We start from the raw sequence: 16,671 nt of genomic DNA on the forward strand, positions 1-16,671 counted from the left end.
TCCACCATGTATTCCGTATCAGACCGCCTGGAGCGGCTGCCATTCTCAAGCTTCCATTTCCGGCTGCTGATGATCGGCGGCCTGGGGCTTGCCTTTGAAGCGCTGGACGCTGGCATCATCGCGTTCATCATCCCCTCGTTGCGCGTGCAGTGGGGCCTGTCCACCGGGCAGATCGGCTGGATCGCCAGCAGCACCTACGTGGGCTTTCTGGTCGGTGCGCTGTTCTCGGGGATTCTGGGCGACCGCTACGGCCGCAAGAAGATCATGATGTGGGCGCTGCTGCTGTTCTGCGTGGCGACCTTCATCAACGCCTTCGCCCGGAACTATCACGAGTTCTACATTCTGCGCATGATCGCGGGCATCGGCATGGGGGCGGAAGGCGCCATCATCGCGCCGTATCTGGCGGAGTTCGTCAGCAGCAAGTACCGTGGCCGCTTTACGGGCGCGCTGGCCGGCTTCTTCTCGTTCGGCTTCGTGATGTCGGCCTTGTTGGGCTATTTCATCGTGCCGCTGAGCGACGACGGCTGGCGCTGGATCATGATTATCGCGTCGGTGCCTGTCGTGTTCTTGCTGTGGTGGCGCAAGTCGCTGTTCGAGTCTCCCCGGTGGCTTGAGCATACGGGGCAGACCGTCGAAGCCGACCGCATCTGCTCTGCGATCGAAGCTGAAGTGCAGCAGAAGCTGGGCCGTCCGTTGCCCACGCCGATCTCCACCCGCAAGGCCGGTTCCGCCGCCGCTGTCCCGCAGAGCGCGATGGCCAAGCTGGCGTCGCTGTTCTCGAAGACCTATCTGGGCACGACGATGCTGGTCTGGGTGTTCTGGATCACCGTGCTGTTCTGCTACTACGCCTTCCTGGTGTGGATTCCCAGTCTGCTGGTCGAACGCGGGTTCACCATCACCAAGAGCTTCTCGTACACCATCCTGATCTACCTGTCGCAGATCCCAGGCTACTTCTCGGCCGCGTATTTCAACGACAAGATCGGCCGCAAGTACACGATCCTGATCTACATGCTGCTGTCGTGCCTGTCGGCGCTGGGCCTGGCGTTGGCCAGCGGCGAACATCAGATCATCATGCTGAGCATGCTGCTGTCCTTCGGCATGAATGGCGTGATCGCGGGCCAGTACACCTACACAGCCGAGATCTATCCCACGTCGATCCGGGCGACCGGCATGGGCGCGGCGTCCGCCTTCGCACGGATCGGCTCGATCGCTTCTCCGACCATCGTCGGCGTGGCGTATCCGGTGCTGGGTTTTGCGGGGGTGTTCGCGATGATGACGGCGATTCTGCTGGTCGGCGGCCTTGGCATCCTGTTCTTCGGCAAGAACACGCGTGGCGTGGTGCTTGAGGAGATCAACGCATGACGGCGGCATCCGTGTTTTCGCCTTGGGCCGGGTATGCGCGCGCCTTGGGGCTGGCAAGCGGCCGCCAGAAGCAGTGGGACGTGGTGTCCGGGTTGCTGGAAGCGGCCTTCGGACACCGGCTCTTCACCGCGCTGCTGTATCTGGAGGAACATCGTCTGATGAAGCGCCTGCACACCTCTGACGAAAGCATCAGCCCGCTGGGCGGCTTCAAGGCGACGGGAAGTGGCCCCTGGTCGCGCCATGTGCTGGAGCAAGGGCGTTTGTATGTCGCCAGCAACGAAGACGATGTGCGCTCGGTGTTTTCCGAGGCGCCCATGCTGATCGGCCGAGGCCTGCAATCGGCATTGAATATCCCCGTGCGTCACGAAGGCCGGGTGATCGGTTCGCTGAACCTGCTGGCCGGCCGTCACGCCTATGACGAGGCGGATCAGGATCTGGCGGCGGTCATCGCCGGCCTGTGCGCGCCTATCTTTCTTGAGGAAATGCGGGCTGCGCAGTCGGCGGCGGCGCAGGTGGACCGGTCTCAGCTGGATAGCGTCTGAGCCGGCTCGGCCAGCACGGCGCGCACTGCGTCGGGCGTGAAGGGCGCCTCAAAGAAGCGCCGCCCCGTGGCGTCGAAAACCGCGTTGGCGATGGCGGCGGGGCCGGGCACCGAGGCGGACTCGCCCGCGCCCATGGGCGGTTCGTCCTGCCGCGGCATCAGCAGCACGTCGATGGGGGGCAAGTCCTTGAAGCCGATGATGGGGTAGCCGCCCCATTCGCGGCTGGCCACGCCCGCTGCGTCGAAATCGACTTTTTCCAACAGGCTGCGGCTTAGCGTCTGGTTGACGTTGCCGTGGATCTGGTGGCGCACGCCGTCCGGGTTCACGACCATGCCGGTGTCTTGGCCGACGACGATACGTTCGACGTGGATGCGGCCGGTGGCCGGGTCGACGCGCAGGTCGATGACCCAGGCGGCCCATGCGGCGCCGAACCCGGGGAACTTGCTGTGCACGTAGCGGGCGTACGCGACGCCCCGGCCGCGCAATTGGCCGTCGGCGCCGGGCGTGCCGCGGCTGCCTGGCGTCAACGGGCGCCATTGTGCGCGTTCGGCCGTGGCTTCGATCAGCGCGATGGCGCGTTGGTCGTCCAGATGGCGAACCCGGTATGCGACAGGATCGGCGCCGGCCGCGTGGGCCAGCTCATCGATCATGCATTCATGCGCGAAGGAATTGGGCAGTGCCGACACGCCGCGCAGCCAGGACGCGCGCACCAGCGGCGCCATGTCGTGGCAGACGACGCGCCGGTTTCGGTAGCGGTAGGGCGGCGCCGCGGTGCGGTCGCCCATTTCCAGCGTGCGCGGCTCGGCGGAAATCGCGCCGGTCAGCAATAACGCCAGGATGGGCGCGTCGTTGGACGGGTAGCGCACGGCGAAGTCGTAGGCCAGCAGGTCGCCGCTGGCGTTGATCGCGGCGCCCACGTCCATCAATTGCCCCGTGCCCTTGGGTTCCCATTGGTGTTCCTGTTCGCGGGTGAGCTGCACGCGGACCGGCGCGCCGACCGCGATGGACAGCAATGCCGCGTCGGCGCAGACGTCGTCGGCGCAGTTGCGGCCGTAGCAACCCGCGGCCTCCAGCCGGACAAGGTCTATCTGGCCTTCGCCCAGTTTCAGCAGGCGGTCCAGGTCGGTGCGCAGCATGTGCGGGTTCTGCGACCCCGTCCAGACCGTCAGGCGGCCATCGCGGTAGTCGGCGACGGCGCACGAGGGGCCGATGGAGGCATGCATCTGGTATGGCCAGACGTAGCTTCGGCGCAGATGCGTGGCGGCGTCGGCGCATGCCGTGTCGACGTCGCCGTCTTCAATCAGCGGCCGGCCGCGCGCGGGTTGGGCGCGGATGGCGTCGGCAAGGTTGTCCAGGCGGGGCGCGGGCGGAATGGGCTTCCAGCGGACTTTCAGCGCCCGCATCGCGGCGATGGCCTGTTCTTCACGATCCGCTACGACGCCGATGAAGTCGCCCTGCGTCACGACCTGTACGTTGCCGGGCAGGTACGCGACGGATTCGCGGTCCACGTCGATCAGGCAATGGCCGATGAAGTCGCCGGCGTCGCGTCCCGGGTGGGGCGGGCGGACGACGCGCCCGTGGCGCATGCCCGGCACGCGTACGTCGTGCACGAAGCTGAGTTCGCCGGTGGCCTTGGCCGGGATGTCCACGCGGGCGACGCCTTGCCCCACGATCCGGTAGTCTTCCGCGGGTTTCAGGCGTACCGGCTGGTCGGGGGCAAGCAGCATCAGCCGCGTGTGCTGGCCGCGCGCCAATTGTCCGTAGTGCAATCGGCGCGCGTCGCGGTCGTCGATCGGTTGAATCATGCCGTCACGGACCCGCAACGCATCGCGCGGCAGGTTCCATTGCGCCGCCGCGATGGCCAGCAGATGCTCGCGTACCTGGGCGGCAGCGCGGCGCAAGGGTACCGCCGATATCTGGATGCTGGCGCTGGCGATGGTGGGCCCCTGGTTGGGGGCGGCGTTGGTGTGGCCCAGAATCATGTCCAGGCGCGACATCGGGATATCCAGTTCTTCGGCGACGATCTGGGCCAGGGACGTTTTGATGCCAGTGCCCAGGTCCACGTGGCCGTTGAAGGCCAGCACGCGCCAGCCGGGCTCGGCGCCGTCGGCGGGAAGGTCGCCGCCGCTCAGCACCGCGATGAATATCTCCGGCGTCGCCTGCACATAGTCTGACGCGGTGCCCGGCTGCCCCGGCGCCGGCCGGGGCGGGGCCGAGGGCTCGCGCACGATCAGCAAGGCGTCGGGGTGCGAAAGCAGCGTGCTGACCAGTGCTTGAGGCTGAGGCAGGTTCATGGGGCAGAGGGCGTCCGGGCCGGGAAAGTGATTATGCCGCCGTTACCTGGCGCCAGGCAGTGGGGTTTGCGTCAAGGTGCCGGTCTCGAAGATCGCCTGGTCCAGGGGCATGACGGCGGCGTACTTTTGCGCCATGTCGAACAGGTTGGCATCGTGCGGACCCAGGGCGCGGTCGCCGCAACAGTCGGCTACGACCAGCGGCCGAAAGCCCGCCTGCATGGCGTCCACCACGCTGGCCCGCACGCAGCCGCTGGTGACGCAACCGGCGACCAGCAGGGTCTGCACGCCGCGCTGTGCCAGCCACGGCGCCAGCATGGTGCCGAAGAAGGCGGACGGGGTGCTCTTGCGCACCACGTACTCGCCCGCGGCGGGCGCCAGCTCGGGAACGATGGCGCTGTTGTGGCTGTGTTCCTTCAGGGCCAGCATGGCGGGCACTTTCAGACAGAAGATGTTGCTGTCGGCGTCGTCGTCCGAGAACACGATGCGGCTATGCGCGACCGGCCAGCCGCGCGCGCGGGCGTGGGCCAGCAGATGACACGTTTGCGCGATGGCCTCGGGGATGTTGCCGCCGCCCAGCACGGCGGGGTCGGCAAAGCCGTTGACGAAGTCGACGATAAGCAGCCCGAACGGGGCCTTCAACGGCAACGGGTTGCCGAAGCCTTGCCGCGAATACGCGGAGATGTCGCCGGCGGCGCCTTGGGCGGGAATGGTCTGGGCAGAGGGGGTCATTTGTTTTCCTTGCGGCGGGCGGCTCGGGCCAATCCCGGTTCGTCCTGCACGACGCCGTTGATCACGACCGGGTGGTCGTCCAGCGCGACGCTGCAATGGCGCATCGGGATGTCGATGTGGCAGGCGGTGGTGCGGCTGCCGCCGGCTTCATTGTTGGGGCCCATGGACCACAGGAAGTTGCCTTCGAAGGCGCGCGCGTCCATGCCGATGTGGGCTTCCTTGTTGTAGTGGGCCAGCATCGACCATTGGGCGCGCGGTTGCAGGCCCCAGCCGATATGCGATACGGCGTAGGCCTCCGGGTCTTCGTAAGCGGCCATGTATTCCTTGAGGATGTCGGCCTGCAATCCGCCGTTGATGCGGGTGACGTAGCCTTTTTCGATGACAAGTTCGATCGGCTCGGTCACGTAGTCTTTCATGGGCAAGAGGATGTCGCCGCGGTCCAGCACGACGCGTCCTTCGCTTTGGCCTTCATTGGGCCAAGTCAGCACGAAGCCGCTGGGCCAGTGGTCCCAGCGGCCGGGCTCGTCCACAAAGCCGTATTCGGAGATCGCTGGAAAGTCCCCCAATTGGCAACGCAAGTCGGTGCCGGCCGCGGACGTGATGCGCATCTGGCGCGAGGCCTGGATACGGCGTGCGGCGGCCTGCACACGGATGCGGTCTGCTTCGGAGGGCACCAGTCGGCATAGCACTTCGGGCGGCTCGATCGCCAGCAGGATCTTGGTGCCGGTCTTCAGGATCTCGTGCTGTTCCGGCGAGAACAGCAGCGTCATCAGGTCCAGCACCAGGTCGCTGGCCGTCAGCGCCGCGATGGCGGCGGGGTTGCCGGTCAAGGGCGTAGTGCCCAGATAGGCCAGGGCGTCGCGGCTGATGGACTTGTCGGCGTTGACGGGCGGCAGGTCCAACCGGTTGACGCGGGCGCCCATGTCGGTGGCGGCGGCGATGGCGCAGCGCAGGGTTTGCGGATGCGTGTCGGCGCCGGTAAGCACGGTGACAATCTGGCCGGCTTCCAGCCGGGAGAGCGCAAGCACCTGCTTCCAGGCGTGGATCAGGTCGATATCGCTGACGGACATGGCGGTTCCTTGAGGGCGGCGGTATGGGGGGATGGGCGGTGGCGGTTCAGTCCACCGGGTGGCCCAGGAAGTCACCGAAGGCGGCGTAGAACCCGGCCTCGTTGTCCCAGGGAATCATGTGGCCGGCGCCGGACACCCGCAGGTGCTGCGTCTGGGGCGCAAGGCGTTGCCATTCGGCCACGTCGTCGTCGCCCACGACACCGCCTTTTTCCGCTGTCATCAGCAGCAGGGGCACGTCGATGCGGGGCAGGTCGGCGTGGATGTCGTCGCGGCCGAAATCCTCGAAACTCTGGACGATGGCGGGTTCATGGCAGGTATGCAGCCACTGGGCGCGCAACTGGCGCTGCGCGTCGGTCCAGGTCGGGCAGAACGCGCGCATGTCTTCGGCAGTCATGCCGCGCGTGGCCTGGCGGATGGAATCCACGTACCACGCCAGGTTGGCGGGATAGGCGCGGCGGCCGGGGCCGGACACCGGCGGGTCGATGATGACCAGGCGCGCCAGGCCCTGCGGCTTCTTGCCGGCGGCGCGGACCGCGATGCGGCCGCCCATGGAATGACCGGCCAGCGCATAGTGCTCCAGGCCCAGTGCCAGAGCGAAGGCGGTCACGTCGGCGGCTTGCGCGTCCAGTCCGTAGTCCAGGTCCGGGCCGGACGCCGACAGCCCGCGTCCGCGCACGTCCAGCACATAGGTGTCGAACTGGCGGCCCAGGTGTTCGGCCACGAAGCCCCACGTCACGGCGGGGCTGGTGATGCCAGGGATGATGATGACCGCAAGGCGTTCGGCGCGCTTGCCCGCGTTGCCGCCATAGCGCAGATAGTGCTGACGGATGCCGTTGGCGTGGACGTGGCCACCGTACAGGAAGGTGCTGGTTGCGGGGTTCATTGCGGGTTCCTGGAATAGGGGTATGCGCCTGAGAGCAGGGCGCCTGCGCCGGGCACCACCGGGTCCAGGCCCAGCTCTTTCAGGATCGCGTAGGTGGTGGCGATGGAGGCGGTCAGCACGGGCTTGCCCGTTTCGGCTTCGACCTGCGACACGGCCGGTAGCGACGGCATCTGCACGCAGGCGGACAGCACGATCACATCGGCGTCGGCCACATTCATGCCGGCGACGATGCCGGGCAGGCGCGCGGGGTCGTGGCGGCCCACCTCAAGGTTGTCGGGGATTTCCAGCGCGCGCCAATCCACGATCTCGAAGCCTTCGGCCGAGATGTAGTCCATGACCAGTTCAGTCAGCGGCACCATGTAGGGCGCCACCAGCGCGATCTTCTTCGCGCCCATGACGTGCAGCGCGTCGACGAGCGCCCCGGCGCTGGTGATGACGGGCGCGGACGCCCCGTTCTCGGCCGTGCGTTCGGACAGGCGCTTCTGCGAGACGCGGTGGTAGCCGCGGCCCATGGCCATGATGGCCACCAGGCAGGCGTAGCCCAGCACGTCGACCCGCGCGTCGCTGAGTTCCAGCGCGCAGCGGTCGCTTTCGGCATCCATGGCCGCCAACTCTTCCTTTTGCACCTTCTTCATGCGCATCCGGCTGGAGTGGAAGGTGAAGCGGTCGTCGGGCCGAAGCGACGAATGCGCCGTCAGCATCGCAGGGACTTCGGTTTCCATGGTTGTGTTGGAACTGGGGACGATCTGGCCGATTCGAAAATTCTTCGTCATGGGGTGCCTTTGAGGGGTGGGCCTAGGGTTTCCGATAAATTCAAAAGAAGCGTATACGCTCTATTCTTGCAAAGAGCGAGACAGATAGCCACCCTGGTATTCGTAGTGGTTTTCACCTAATTCGGTGAAAAATAGGCATTAATTTGGTGATCTGTCTTCGGGTTTACGCGCGGATTGAAAATTCTGATTTCTGAAAATGAAGTGTGTACTTCATAGTTTTTCAAAATCCCTGGCCATGTAAAAGCGGTGCTGCCAGCATGGCCCGCACCGTGTTCAAGCATTCACTTATCCAGTCATTCACCATCCAGCAAGGAGAAGCCCCGTGTCCACATCCCCCCGTATCGCCATCGTCGGCGCCGGTCTTGGCGGCGCCGCCACTGCGGCGCTGTTGCTCAAAGAAGGCTTGAATGTCCGCGTCTACGAGCAGGCGCCGGGCTTTTCGCGGCTAGGGGCCGGTATCCATGTGGGGCCCAACGTCATGAAGATCCTGCGCCGGATCGGCGTCGAAGACGCGTTGAACACTCAAGGCTCCCATCCGGACTATTGGTACAGCCGCCATTGGGAAACGGGCGACATCCTGGCGCAGATTCCGCTGGGCGATTACGCCGTCAAGCAGTACGGCGCGTCATACCTCACGGTGCATCGCGGCGACTTCCACGCCTTGCTGATCGATGCCTTGCCGAAAAGCGCCGTCGCCTACGGCAAGTCGTTGAGCAAAGTAGAGGACCGGGGCGATGTCGTCGTGATGCACTTTGACGACGGCACGTCGGAAGAGGCCGACATCGTGATCGGTGCCGACGGCGTGAACTCCCGGATTCGCGAAGAGTTGCTGGGGCCGGAACTGCCCAAGTACGCGGGCTATCTGGCACACCGCGCGGTGTTCCCGACGCCGCCAGTCAAGGGCGGGATGCTGCCCTTCGATGCCTGCGTGAAATGGTGGAGCGACGACCGCCACATGATGACCTACTTCGTGACCGGCAAGGCTGACGAGCTTTACTACGTCACCGGCGTGCCGGTGGAGCACTGGGACTTGAACGACCGCTGGCTGCCCAGCAGCAAGGACGAAATGCGCGAGGCCTTCAGCGGCTGGCATCCCACGGTGCAGGCGCTGATCGACGCCACGGTGGAAGTGACCAAATGGTCGCTGCTGGAGCGCGATCCGCTGCCGCTGTGGAGCCGTGGCCGCCTGGTGCTGCTGGGCGACGCCTGCCATCCGATGAAACCGCACATGGCGCAAGGCGCGGCCATGGCCATTGAAGACGGCGCGATGCTGGCGCGGTGCTTTAAGGAAGTGGGCGTGAACAACCACGAACTGGCGTTCGCGCTGTATGAAGCCAACCGCGCCGAGCGCGCCGGCAAGGTGCAGCGCATCTCGCACGACAACACCTGGCTGCGCACCAATGAAGACCCGTCGTGGTGCTTCGGCTACGACGTGTTCAGCGAGCCGCTGGTCGACCCCAAGTCGCGGGCGGCGGCGTGATGTTTTCCGCTGCGCCGGGCGGACGCGGGCCCCGAGAAAAGAAGGGGCTTGCTCCCCGGCCCGCGTAGCGGCAACCTTTCACCCTTTCTCACTGCAGCCACGTGCCACGCCCATGGGATCCTCTGCCAATCCAAATAGCGCCCCGCCTCCGGTCCGTTTGACCGTCAATGGATGCGCGCACGACGTGCCGGCGGCGCCCGACACGGCGCTGCTGCACGTGCTGCGCAACGACCTGGAGCTCAACGGTCCCAAATACGGCTGTGGCCTGGGCGAATGCGGCGCCTGCACGGTACTGATCGACGGCGTGGCGGCGCGCTCTTGCGTGATCCCGGTCCGGGCGGCCCAAGGGCGGGCCGTGACCACGCTGGAAGGCCTGGGCACGCGGGAGCAGCCCGGGACAACCCAGCAAGCCTTCATCGACTGCCAGGCGGCGCAATGCGGCTATTGCCTGAACGGCATGATCATGACGGTGGAAGCCCTGTTGCGCCGCAATCCCTGCCCCACTGAACAGGTCTTGCGTAGTGAACTGCACCACAACCTGTGCCGATGCGGCACGCATGTGGAAATCATGCAGGCGGCGTTGCGGGCCGTGCAGTTGCGCGCGGCAGCTATCGCGGATGATTCCTCGCGATGAGCCCGAATACTCTCGCGGTCCCGCCAGACAACGCAGGCCTGCCGCCTGCCTTGCCCAATGACCTGTTGCACGGCGTTGCGCTGCGTCCGCCCGAACTGGCGTGGGACGGTACGCGATATTGCGGAAGCCGCCTGCTTGGCGTACGGCTGGCCGACGTCCGCACACTGGCCGGCGTGGTGGCGGCACTGCAGCGTGAGCACTTCGCGGGCGTCGTGGCGGTGACGCCGCTGTACGCCCGGCAGGCGGCAGTGGAGCTGGCACCGGTCTGGCAAGCGTTGGATTCGACCGAGGCGCCACGCGTGTCTGCGTCCGGGGCTGATCAACTTCGCTACGGCTTGCGGCTGCCGTCGGGTGAATCCACCGCGGGCACGCGGGTCACGGCATGGAGCGTGAACGGGCATACCGGCGTGTGGCTGCCGGCCTGCACGCAAGAGGTTCAACAACAACTGCGGCGCGAGTTGTCCGCGTTGCTGCTGCAACCCGAGGCGGCGATACGGCTGACGGTCGTGGATGCCGGCGACACGGCCGCAAGCGGCCACGACGCGCCGCATCCGCTGGACTTGCTGGATGCCGCCGCCGACGCGGCGTTGCTTTCGCAGGCGGCGGGCCGGCCGGTGTGTGTGACCTGCCACGGCGGGGCCGCGGACGAAGTGGTATTACACGTGCCGCAATCGGCGGTTTCACCGGACTCCGCCTTGGGCGTCGCCGCGCAGGAGCCTGGCGCCGACAGCGGCCATGCGCCGTCCACGGCGTTGTGGTCGGACGCGCCCTGGGCGATGCGTCCGAGCCTGGCGCGGTTGTTGAGCCAGCCCGCGCACGCCCGTGCATCCGCGCAAGCGACGGTGCAGAGCGACGTGACGGTACACGCAAGCAAGCGGCCGTCCCGCCCGCTGCGCGCCAGCGTGCACGAGTTGAATGCGGCGCAGGTGTTTGCCGAGGAAAGCCTGTGGCACGAACAGGCCTTGGCCCATGGTGACGATCCGGTGGCGTGGCGGTTGCGGCACATGCCTGAAGGGCAGGGGTTGGAACTGGCACGGCAGGTGGTGGCACGGGCGGATCTGCCCGCTGCGGACGATGAGGACGTGCCGGGCGCCGGCACGTTGCGGGGCACCGGGTTCGCCGCCGCCCAAGTGCAGTGCGTGGACGAGACCGGCGCTGCCCGCATGGTGTGGAGCGCCTGGGTGGCCGAAGTCGCCGTGCAGCCTCAGACGGGCCGTGTCGATGTGACGCGGGTGGTGGCGGGGCACGACAGTCGGCAGTTGCAGCCGGCACAGAGTGCCCCCGTCCTGCCTGAAATCGAGCAACAGGCCCCGTGGTTGCTGGCCAACGCGCGTCGCCTGCTGGCGGGGCCGCCGGCGTTCGATGACTGGGCCAGCCCGGGGGCGAGGGCCGCCGATGAACACGGCGGTGCGCTAAGCAAGCACGAGGGGCAAAAGGGACTGGCCCGCAACGCTCCCGCCGACGGCGTAGTGACGCAAGGGCAGTTGGGCCTGGACGGCGTCGTGACGCTGCCCGCCGCGGCCGCCATCGCCAACGCCATCCAGGACGCCACCGGTGTCCGCCTGCGGCAAGCCCCGTTTGATACTGAGCAGCTGCGGCTGGCGCTGGCGGGCCGTCGTGGCGATCGGCCGCGCAATCCGTTGGCGCGGGGGTGGGGTTGGCTGGCGGCCGGCATGGCGGGCGTGGCAGGCATGGCCGTTGCGCTCTGGCCGATGAAGCCCGCGCTGCCGCTGACGGCTGGTCCGGATGTATCGCTGTATTCCATGCGCGCAATCGAGCGCGGGCGCCTGGTGGCGGCCGCTGGCGATTGCATCGCCTGCCACACCGCGCCCGGCGGCAAGGCCAACGCGGGCGGGCTGGCGCTGGACACGCCATTCGGCACCCTCTACACCACCAACATCACGCCCCACAACGACACCGGCATCGGCCGCTGGTCGTACACCGCGTTCGAGCGCGCCATGCGCCAAGGCGTGCATCAGGATGGGCGGCAGCTGTACCCGGCGTTCCCGTACACGGCCTACGCCAAGTTGAGCGACGCGGACATGCAGGCGCTGTACGGCTATCTGATGTCGCAACCCGCCGTGCGCGCCGAACCGCTCAAGACGCAGCTGGCGTTCCCCTTCAACTTCCGGCCGCTGCTGGCGGGCTGGAATGCGTTGTTCCACGATGCCAAGCCGTTCACACCGGATCCGTCGCGCAGCGCGGAATGGCTGCGTGGTGCTTATCTGGTGCAAGGCGCCGGCCATTGCGCGGCGTGCCACTCGCCCCGCAATCGCCTGGGCGCGGAGAAGACGGGTGTGAGCTATCTGGCGGGCGGCGAGGCCGAAGGCTGGACCGCGCCCGCGCTGAACCAATTGGCCACGGGCGCACGCGCGTGGACCGGGGACGAATTGTTCCAGTACCTGCGCACGGGCTACTCGCCCCGCCACGGCGTTGCGGCAGGCCCGATGGCGCCGGTGATCCATGGCCTGGCGGAATTGCCCGACAGCGACGTGAAGGCCATCACGACTTACTTGCTGGACCTGCCGCAAGCGGCGGGCGGTGCGGTGGTCACGCCTGCCCAATCTGCTGAGCCCATGCCGGCTCCTGCCGCGCAAGCCGCGCCCGCGCCGGCCGCTGCCACGATCCAGTCCCTTCAGGGCCGCCGCGCGAACGGCGAACGCGTCTATCAGAACGCATGCGCGGTCTGCCACGAAGCCGGTAGCGGCCCCACGCTGTTCGGCGTGAAGCCCCTGTTGAGCTCGAACACCAATCTGCATGCCGCAACGCCCGACAACCTTATCCAGGTGATCCTCAACGGCATCCAGACGCCCGCCAACGACGAGCTGGGCTACATGCCGGGATTCAAGGACGCGCTGGACGACAGGCAGATCGCGGACTTGATCGGCTATTTGCGGGAACGCCACGCGCCAGGCAAAGACGCCTGGCCCGACCCGACGAACACGATTAGCAAGCTGCGCGAGCACGCGGAGCTGAACTAAAGGAAGCGCGGCCACAACGCGTGCGGCAGTTTGTGTTGATCACAACAAGGGGTTTTTCATCTATGTCAGCTTCATTGGTTTCAGTGGACAAAGCCATCCAGGTGGCGGGCGTCGGCAAGTTCCAGTACCGGCTCTTCGTGATATTCGGCCTGGTCTGGATGGCGGACGCCATGCAGGTGCTGTCGATCGGTTTCAGTGCGCCGTCTATCGCCAAGACCTTCGGCATCACCGTGCCGCAGGCGTTGCAGAGCGGCACGTTCTTCTTCATCGGCATGTTGATCGGCGCGTTCGTTTTCGGCCGGATGGCCGACCGCATCGGACGCCGCCCGGTCCTGATGATCGCGGTCGTCATCGACGCCTGCGCCGGCGTGGCCTCGGCCTTCGCCCCGGAATTCACGTGGCTGCTGTTCCTGCGCTTCCTGACGGGTATCGGCGTGGGCGGCACGCTGCCTGTGGACTACACGATGATGGCGGAATTCCTGCCCAGCGACCGGCGTGGCCGCTGGCTGGTGCTGCTGGAATCGTTCTGGGCCGTGGGCACCATTTTCCTGGCGCTGCTGGCGCTGGCGGCCGCCTCTTGGGGCGATGACGCGTGGCGCGTGATCTTCTTCGTGACCGGGCTGCCCGCCCTGATCGGGGTAGTGCTGCGCTTCTATATCCCCGAGTCGCCGATGTACCTGAACCGGAACGGCAAATCGGATCAGGCCCGCAAGGTGCTGGAACGCGTGGCGCGGGTCAACCGCCGCGACGTCGACCTGCCCCACCTGCAGCCCGAAGTGCCCGTGCACAAATCCATGTTCGCGCTGTTCTCGCCCAGCTACCGCCGCCGCAGCATCGGGCTGCTCCTGGCATGGGCGCTGATCTCCATCGCCTACTACGGTGTCTTTGTCTATCTGCCGGTCAAGCTCAGCACCGAAGGCTTCGCTTTCATGCGCGGTCAGGAGTTCCTGGTGCTGCTGGCGCTGGTGCAATTGCCCGGTTTCGCCCTGTCGGCCTATGGGGTGGAACGCTGGGGCCGCAAGCCCACGCTGGTCGGCTTCCTGATCCTGAGCGCCGTGGGGTGCATGCTCTACAGCCTGGGCACGTCGCCCGCCGTGGTGATCGGCTCGACCTTGTTGATGAGCTTCTCGTTGCTGGGCACGTGGGGCGCCTTGTACGCGTTCACGCCCGAGGTGTACCCGACCGACCTGCGCGCAAGCGGCATGGGCATGGCGGGCGCCGTGGCGCGTTTCGGCGGGCTCTTCGCGCCGGCCATCATCGCGCCGATCATGAGCAGCCACTTCACGCTGTCGCTGGTCGTGCTGTCCAGCATGCTGGTGGCAGGTGCGGTCGCCATCTGGTCGGTAGACGTGGAATCACGCAACCGCGCGCTGGAGTGATCGGGGCTTGATTGATCGCCTGGCTGACTGCCCGGTGGATTAATTGACTCGTTGACTGACGGCGGCGGACAGGCCTTATGCCTGTTCGTCGCCGTTCAGCATTTTGGTCAACAGGAAATCCAGCGCCAGGCGTTCGGCGGGATTCAGGTTGCCGTACGTGCTTTCGGTGATCTGCTTGGCGAACGGCTCCATCTGGGCCACCAGCTCCTGCCCGATGGGCGTCAGGTTGATGACGACCTTGCGGCGGTCGATCGGGTCGTGGTCCACCTGGACCAGTTCGCGCTGCTTCAACCGGTCGACCACGCCGCGCACGGTGGCCTGGTCGATGACCGTTGCCTTGACCAGATCCGCCAGCGAGCTCGCGCCATGGTCCCGCACCGAACACAGCACGACGAACTGCGCGGCGGTGAGTTGGGAGTCGGGGATGTATTGCTGGAATAGCGCGGTATGCCGCTGATAGACACGCCGCAGCAGGTGACCTATCTGATCAGAAAACAAATAGCCATCCTTCGTGGACGAGGACTTGCCCTTCATATTGCGCATAAGCCTATCCGATGCAATGCGGTGAATATCATGATTTTTGTCAACGGTACACGGTTTGAGCGCCAGCGTGGCTCAATTCGTCAGCAGCTTCACCGTTTGCGGATTGAACGCGCTGAAGGCGCCGCCGCAGCCGGCATAGGCGGCCGCGCGCGCCGGCACGCCCGTTGCACGAAGGGCCAACTGATCGCGTGAGCGCCGAACTTCTACAAAACGCTCGCCCTCGACGGTGCCGTCCGGCAGGAAATAAAGCTGGACGCGCATCAGCGTCGATTCTCCGTCCACCCGTCCAGGCTGACGGAATGCGGAGACCTGCAGCGTGGCCGTCTGCCACGTCTGCGGGGCGTTGAGCGCTTGCCAGCGTAGCGTCAGCGGTTGGGTCAGGTCAGCAAACGCCCCCCCCGCCGGGTATGGGTAATCGTGGCACGACGCGGGAAGCGGCACGACTGGGGTAAGCGCGCGTTCGCCGATATCCAGTGTCTGCCCATTGATCTCCAGCCGCACGATGCCGTTCGGCGTTAGGTTCTGTGTCTTGAAAAGCACCAGCCCTTTCTGCTTCTTGCCGTCGAGCTGTTCCTCCGTCATCCCGGCCAAGCGTTGCAGCGCGGGCGCGACTTCCACGTGGTCGGGATAGTGGTAATAGAAATACCGGAGCATCGTCGCTTCTTTTTTTCCCAGCGCCGAATAGAGCGGCTTCAGATCCGGGTAGGGAAGGCGCTTTAGCGGCAGCGAATCGCCCGCATCCCCGGACGCGGCACGATAGGTGTACTGCGTGACGGTGTCGCTCAAGCGCGCGTCGTCGTACGGGAATGCGTTGGGATCCGTCTGGGGATTGGGATAGCGGATAAAGGCCGCGAAGCGTTCGGGTTTGGTGGCCGCAAGCGGCATGTTCGGGCCCGCGCCGGAGGAGCTGCTGGCGGACGGCCGGGTATCGATCCACAGATCCTTGCCGCTCAGATTGACGTGCGTTTCGGCAATGGGAGGATGGGCCGCGCTGAACGAATCGTACTTGCCCCGTTCGATGGAGTCACTGACCGGGTAGATCAGCAACGCCAGCAACGTGGGCACGAAAAGCAGCGCATGCACGCGTCCTGGCATCTGCCCCCGGTCGCGCACCATGTAGGCAATCCAGGTGATCGCAAGCAGGATCGCCAGCGGCCCGCCCACCCAGATTGCCCCCGTGATCACCGCCACGATGCCCCAGCCCAAGTTCGGGGTGGTCACCGCGATGATGCCGAGCACGGCCAGCCAGCCCGCCAGAGCGATCGAGAGGATGATGCCGAAGAGGTAGTGCCGGTAGGTTTTGGTCGTCATCGCGCGGGGAGCGGAATGCCATCATGGCTTGCGCCACATTGCGGTACTGGAACTGTACCTGACACTACGTTGAGTGGGTCTTGCAGAAGGTACCCGTCCACGCTGCATCGTCGGCAGTGCTTCGTCTCCAGCGTGATGACACGTAACTTGCACGGGAATACCAAGTTTCAGTGATGGGCCTTTCTGTTTCAAAAATTTATATTTCTTTGATTTCCGCGGCAAAGGCGCCATCCATTTTCGTCGACGAGCGGCAGGGGAGTTGTCACTACCCCGTGGACGGTGCAATCGACGGACGGGGCAGGAAGAAGCATGAACAAGATTTATCGCGTGGTCTTCAACGAGGCGGTAGGTGTCTGGCAGGCGGTGGCCGAAGTGGGGGCTGCGCGGGGCAAGTCCTCGGGAAAATCTGCCGCGCAAAGCGTGGCGCGGGCGTCGGGGGTGTCTGGAAAGTCGGTCTGGCTGGCCTTGGGCCTGATGATGGCCGGCGGCGCCTGGGCCGATGGCGGCGCTGGCAGCCAAGCCAGCGTTTACCCTTCCGCTCCGGGTGGAACCGGGGGCACCGGTGCCAGCCCAGAAGGCGGCGACGGCACGGCCTGGACGTCGAGTCCGGGGCCCTCCACCTATCCCGGGCAAGGCAGCGGCGGGGGCGGTGGCGCCATGTACATCTCGGGTGCTGGCGCGGGCAACGGG

General features: G+C 66.1%; 14 protein-coding genes. 7 read left to right on the forward strand and 7 right to left on the reverse strand.

Annotation, left to right across the window (positions count from 1 at the left end):
- Nucleotides 1–6: 6 nt before the first annotated feature.
- Both A9973_RS14520 and A9973_RS14525 read left to right on the forward strand, forming a co-directional pair.
- Entirely contained in the window at nt 7–1,362 is a 1,356-nt protein-coding gene (locus tag A9973_RS14520) for an MFS transporter (RefSeq protein WP_183014451.1), read from the forward strand.
- Nucleotides 1,359–1,904 carry a GAF domain-containing protein gene (locus A9973_RS14525; RefSeq protein ID WP_183014452.1) on the forward strand — a complete coding sequence of 182 codons (546 nt, stop codon included), beginning with the start codon at nt 1,359–1,361 and terminating at the stop codon, nt 1,902–1,904. Before A9973_RS14520 ends, A9973_RS14525 begins: the two co-directional genes overlap by 4 nt.
- Here the strand turns inward: A9973_RS14525 and A9973_RS14530 are convergent.
- Genes A9973_RS14530 through A9973_RS14550 form a run of 5 tightly spaced genes read right to left on the reverse strand, consistent with a single transcriptional unit; the run spans nt 1,886 to nt 7,653 of the window.
- Nucleotides 1,886–4,198, reverse strand: a complete 2,313-nt coding sequence (locus A9973_RS14530) for a molybdopterin cofactor-binding domain-containing protein (protein ID WP_183014453.1) — start codon at nt 4,196–4,198, stop codon at nt 1,886–1,888. The genes A9973_RS14525 and A9973_RS14530 overlap by 19 nt on opposite strands.
- Before the next feature lie 42 nt (nt 4,199–4,240).
- On the reverse strand, nt 4,241–4,927 hold the full coding sequence (locus A9973_RS14535; protein WP_183014454.1) for an isochorismatase family protein: 687 nt from the start codon (nt 4,925–4,927) through the stop codon (nt 4,241–4,243).
- Nucleotides 4,924–5,997, reverse strand: a complete 1,074-nt coding sequence (locus A9973_RS14540) for a 2,5-dihydroxypyridine 5,6-dioxygenase (RefSeq protein ID WP_183014455.1) — start codon at nt 5,995–5,997, stop codon at nt 4,924–4,926. The genes A9973_RS14535 and A9973_RS14540 overlap by 4 nt, the downstream gene beginning before the upstream one ends.
- A 46-nt stretch (nt 5,998–6,043) precedes the next feature.
- Nucleotides 6,044–6,880 (reverse strand): alpha/beta fold hydrolase, encoded by an 837-nt coding sequence (locus A9973_RS14545; RefSeq protein WP_183014456.1) that lies wholly within the window; start codon nt 6,878–6,880, stop codon nt 6,044–6,046.
- A complete protein-coding gene (locus A9973_RS14550; RefSeq protein WP_304503363.1) occupies nt 6,877–7,653 on the reverse strand; it encodes an Asp/Glu racemase in 777 nt (258 codons plus the stop codon). The genes A9973_RS14545 and A9973_RS14550 overlap by 4 nt, the downstream gene beginning before the upstream one ends.
- Before the next feature lie 322 nt (nt 7,654–7,975).
- Between A9973_RS14550 and A9973_RS14555 the strand changes: the two genes are divergently transcribed.
- From A9973_RS14555 to A9973_RS14570, 4 genes are all read left to right on the forward strand, one after another.
- Nucleotides 7,976–9,133, forward strand: coding sequence for an FAD-dependent monooxygenase (locus A9973_RS14555; protein ID WP_183014457.1), 1,158 nt, complete (start codon nt 7,976–7,978; stop codon nt 9,131–9,133).
- Between the two features lie 112 nt (nt 9,134–9,245).
- A complete protein-coding gene (locus A9973_RS14560) occupies nt 9,246–9,767 on the forward strand; it encodes a (2Fe-2S)-binding protein (protein WP_183014458.1) in 522 nt (173 codons plus the stop codon).
- The gene (locus A9973_RS14565; RefSeq protein WP_183014459.1) at nt 9,764–12,748 is read left to right on the forward strand and encodes a cytochrome c; all 2,985 of its coding nucleotides are present in this window, start codon (nt 9,764–9,766) and stop codon (nt 12,746–12,748) included. The genes A9973_RS14560 and A9973_RS14565 overlap by 4 nt, the downstream gene beginning before the upstream one ends.
- A 62-nt stretch (nt 12,749–12,810) precedes the next feature.
- Nucleotides 12,811–14,127, forward strand: a complete 1,317-nt coding sequence (locus A9973_RS14570) for an MFS transporter (RefSeq protein ID WP_183014460.1) — start codon at nt 12,811–12,813, stop codon at nt 14,125–14,127.
- 75 nt (nt 14,128–14,202) lie between these two features.
- On the opposite strand, the gene A9973_RS14575 is transcribed toward A9973_RS14570, so the two are convergent.
- Together A9973_RS14575 and A9973_RS14580 are read right to left on the reverse strand one after the other, a co-directional pair.
- Nucleotides 14,203–14,670 carry a MarR family winged helix-turn-helix transcriptional regulator gene (locus A9973_RS14575; protein WP_183014461.1) on the reverse strand — a complete coding sequence of 156 codons (468 nt, stop codon included), beginning with the start codon at nt 14,668–14,670 and terminating at the stop codon, nt 14,203–14,205.
- 72 nt (nt 14,671–14,742) lie between these two features.
- On the reverse strand, nt 14,743–15,981 hold the full coding sequence (locus tag A9973_RS14580) for a hypothetical protein (RefSeq protein WP_183014462.1): 1,239 nt from the start codon (nt 15,979–15,981) through the stop codon (nt 14,743–14,745).
- A gap of 309 nt (nt 15,982–16,290) precedes the next feature.
- On the opposite strand from A9973_RS14580, the gene A9973_RS14585 reads away from it, so the two are divergent.
- Nucleotides 16,291–16,671: ESPR domain-containing protein (locus tag A9973_RS14585; RefSeq protein WP_183014463.1), on the forward strand; the 381-nt coding region annotated here is incomplete at its 3' end.

Origin of the sequence: Achromobacter sp. UMC46, from assembly GCF_014170335.1 — a bacterium.
Classification (GTDB): domain Bacteria; phylum Pseudomonadota; class Gammaproteobacteria; order Burkholderiales; family Burkholderiaceae_B; genus Achromobacter.

Coding starts and splice junctions, on each gene's coding strand:
- A9973_RS14520 (WP_183014451.1), top strand. CDS start 7: ATGTATTCCGTATCAGACCGCCTGGAGCGGCTGCCATTCTCAAGCTTC.
- A9973_RS14525 (WP_183014452.1), top strand. CDS start 1,359: ATGACGGCGGCATCCGTGTTTTCGCCTTGGGCCGGGTATGCGCGCGCC.
- A9973_RS14530 (WP_183014453.1), bottom strand. CDS start 4,198: ATGAACCTGCCTCAGCCTCAAGCACTGGTCAGCACGCTGCTTTCGCAC.
- A9973_RS14535 (WP_183014454.1), bottom strand. CDS start 4,927: ATGACCCCCTCTGCCCAGACCATTCCCGCCCAAGGCGCCGCCGGCGAC.
- A9973_RS14540 (WP_183014455.1), bottom strand. CDS start 5,997: ATGTCCGTCAGCGATATCGACCTGATCCACGCCTGGAAGCAGGTGCTT.
- A9973_RS14545 (WP_183014456.1), bottom strand. CDS start 6,880: ATGAACCCCGCAACCAGCACCTTCCTGTACGGTGGCCACGTCCACGCC.
- A9973_RS14550 (WP_304503363.1), bottom strand. CDS start 7,653: ATGACGAAGAATTTTCGAATCGGCCAGATCGTCCCCAGTTCCAACACA.
- A9973_RS14560 (WP_183014458.1), top strand. CDS start 9,246: ATGGGATCCTCTGCCAATCCAAATAGCGCCCCGCCTCCGGTCCGTTTG.
- A9973_RS14565 (WP_183014459.1), top strand. CDS start 9,764: ATGAGCCCGAATACTCTCGCGGTCCCGCCAGACAACGCAGGCCTGCCG.
- A9973_RS14570 (WP_183014460.1), top strand. CDS start 12,811: ATGTCAGCTTCATTGGTTTCAGTGGACAAAGCCATCCAGGTGGCGGGC.
- A9973_RS14575 (WP_183014461.1), bottom strand. CDS start 14,670: ATGCGCAATATGAAGGGCAAGTCCTCGTCCACGAAGGATGGCTATTTG.
- A9973_RS14580 (WP_183014462.1), bottom strand. CDS start 15,981: ATGACGACCAAAACCTACCGGCACTACCTCTTCGGCATCATCCTCTCG.